3 protein-coding genes are annotated in these 2,431 nt (G+C 72.4%); 1 reads left to right on the top strand and 2 read right to left on the bottom strand.

The genetic code is table 11. The annotated features are described in order from the left end of the window. The coding region (locus D588_RS0121865; RefSeq protein WP_198526795.1) for a FecR domain-containing protein at positions 1-775 on the bottom strand (775 nt) is incomplete at its 3' end. 156 nt (positions 776-931) lie between these two features. Beyond that, a complete protein-coding gene (gene trxA / locus D588_RS0121860) occupies positions 932-1,792 on the bottom strand; it encodes a thioredoxin (protein WP_017917519.1) in 861 nt (286 codons plus the stop codon). Positions 1,793-1,946: 154 nt separating this feature from the next. Here trxA and D588_RS0121855 point away from each other — a divergent pair. Then, positions 1,947-2,431, top strand: a 485-nt coding sequence (locus D588_RS0121855) for a DUF998 domain-containing protein (protein WP_017917518.1), incomplete at its 3' end; no start/stop codon positions are given.

Here is a 2,431-nt window from a genome sequence, read left to right as displayed (position 1 = left end):
TCGACCCGGTGGCGACCCGCGCCGCCTCGCCTGGCTGCAGCAGGCGCTGGCCGCCCTGGCCGGCGACGCGCACCGCACCCTGCAGCACCTCGGTGCTGGCGAACGCGCTGTCGCTGCCGGCGCCGACCCGGAAGCGGGTGCCGCGCACACTGCTGGTGCTGGACGGGGTCTGGATGATGTAGCGCGAGGCGGGGCCGGTGGCGGGGATGACGTCGTTGCTGGTGCGACCCTTCTCCAGCCGCACCCGGGTATCGACCATGCCGGTGGCGCCGTAGCGGACGAGCTGGTCGAAGCGCACCAGGCTGTTCTCACGCACCTGCATGCGCGAGCCGTCGGCGAACTGCACGGTCGCGCTGGCATCGGCACCGGTCTGCAGCGCGCTGCCGATCGGCAGCGGCATGCCTTGCTGCGCCGAGAGCGTCGCCCGGTCGGCGGTCTGCACGCTGATCTGTCCACGCAGGGCGACCAGCCGCGCCGGCGCCGGTTGCACGCGCAGCCAGGCGATCGGAAACCGCAGGCGCGATCCCGGCACCAGCCGCTGCGGATCGGCGACCTGGTTGTGCTGGCCCAACCGCGCCCAGTCCATGCCCGGGCGCAGATACAGCCGGCCGAGATCCCAGAGCGTATCGCCGGGGCGCACCCGGTAGTGCCAGTCCTGCGCCATCGCAGTGGGGGCGAGCAGCAGGCCAATCCAGCACAGCAGGCCGGCCAGTCTGCGTGCGCCTGCCCACGAGGTGCGGGTGGGCGAGGCCATGCGGCGATCGAACTGGTTCACGGCATACATCCGGCAAAAGACCAGGCCGGCGCTGCCTGCGGGGCTGCAGGCGGCGTTCGTCCCTGATCGCGGCATCCTGGGGTCAGGCCGGGTCGCGTCCGTCCGTCGCAGCGGCTGGAGACGCCGTAGTCAGCCGCTGGACCTGAGATTGTAATCTCAGAACAACAGGGCGGACATCTTCCGACGGTATTGCCCGACCAGATCCTCGTCCTCGATCACCCGGAACGCATCGATCAGCGCCTTCTTCGGCAGGCCGTCCTCGAACGCGCGGTCCTGGCGCAGCATCTCCAGGAACTGTTCCAGCGCGGCCGCGTCGTCGCCGCCGACCAGGTGGCGCACGCCCAGCAGGTAGCGCGTCTTGAGATCGGTCGGATCCTGCGCCAGCGTGGCCTGCAGGGTCTCCAGCGGCGGGGCGGCCTGCAGCGCGCCGACGAAGCCCAGTCGCGCCCGTGCCCGCACCGCGCGCTCGTCGGTGGCGAGATTGGCCGGCAATGCGTCGATCAGGGTCTCGGCCTCGGCGGCGGCGCCGACCTTGACTAGGGCCAGGGCCAGATCCAGCTTCAGTTCGTCCTTGTCCGGCTCGGCCGCCACCGCCTCGCGCAGGCGCTGCACCTCGGCCTGCGGATCCAGCGGCGCCGCCGGCACGTCCTCGGCCGGTTCCTGCGCGGCCAGCGGCACGATCCCGTGCTGGGTCAGGAACTCGCGCAACTGGCCCTCCGGCAGGGCGCCGGGGAAGCCGTCGACCAGTTGCCCGCCCTTGACCAGGAACACGGTCGGCACCGAGCGGATCTGGAACGCCGCCGCGATCTGCTGCTCCTGGTCCACGTCGACCTTGGCCAGCACGAAGCCGCCGTTGTACTCGGCCGCCAGCTTTTCCAGGATCGGGCTCAGGGTCTTGCACGGGCCGCACCAGGGCGCCCAGAAGTCCACCAGCACCGGCGTCTGCAGCGAGCGCTGCAGCACGTCGGCTTCGAAGGTCTCGGTCTTGGCGTCGAAAACGTGGGGCGTGTCGGACATGGGCAGTGTCATCGCAGGCGAGAGGACGCTCTGTATGGAGGCGCCGCGGCGCCGATGCAAGGGCGGCGGCGCCACGCCGCGCGTGCCGGCCGCGGCCGCAGCGGCGACAATGCCCGGCTGGAGGCGCCATGCCGGCGCGAAAGGACGGGAACGGATGGGCGAGGTGAGCGAACGGGTGCTGCGCTGGATCGGGCCGCTGCTGGCAGTGGCCGCGGTGGCGGCGATGCTGGGCTTCGGCGCGGTGCTGCCCGGCTATCTGCCGTGGTCGCATCCGCTGGCCCTGCTCGGTGCGCGCGGCATCCCGCACGCCTGGGCGTTCAACCTGTTGGCGTTCGTGCTGCCCGGGTGCCTGGCGATGGCGCTGGCGCTGCGGCTGCTGCGCCGCGCCGGCCGCCACGCGCCCTGGTCGTTGCGCGTTGGTGGGCAGTTGCTGCTGTTGGCCGGCCTGGCTTTCGCCGGCATGGGACTGCTGCCGCTGGATCCGACCGACCTGGAGGCGCGCGCGACCCAGTTGCATGCCAGCGCGTGGTTGCTGTGGGTGGTGGCCCTGGTGGCGGCCGCGGCCCTGCTGGGGCTGGGCGCGCGCCGCGATCTGGCCGCGCGCGGCTGGGCCGCGCTGGCGTTGGCGATGGCGCTGCT

It is taken from the genome of Xanthomonas sp. SHU 308, assembly GCF_000364645.1.
Taxonomy (GTDB): domain Bacteria; phylum Pseudomonadota; class Gammaproteobacteria; order Xanthomonadales; family Xanthomonadaceae; genus Xanthomonas_A; species Xanthomonas_A sontii.
This window is presented reverse-complemented; position numbering and strand designations above follow the sequence as displayed.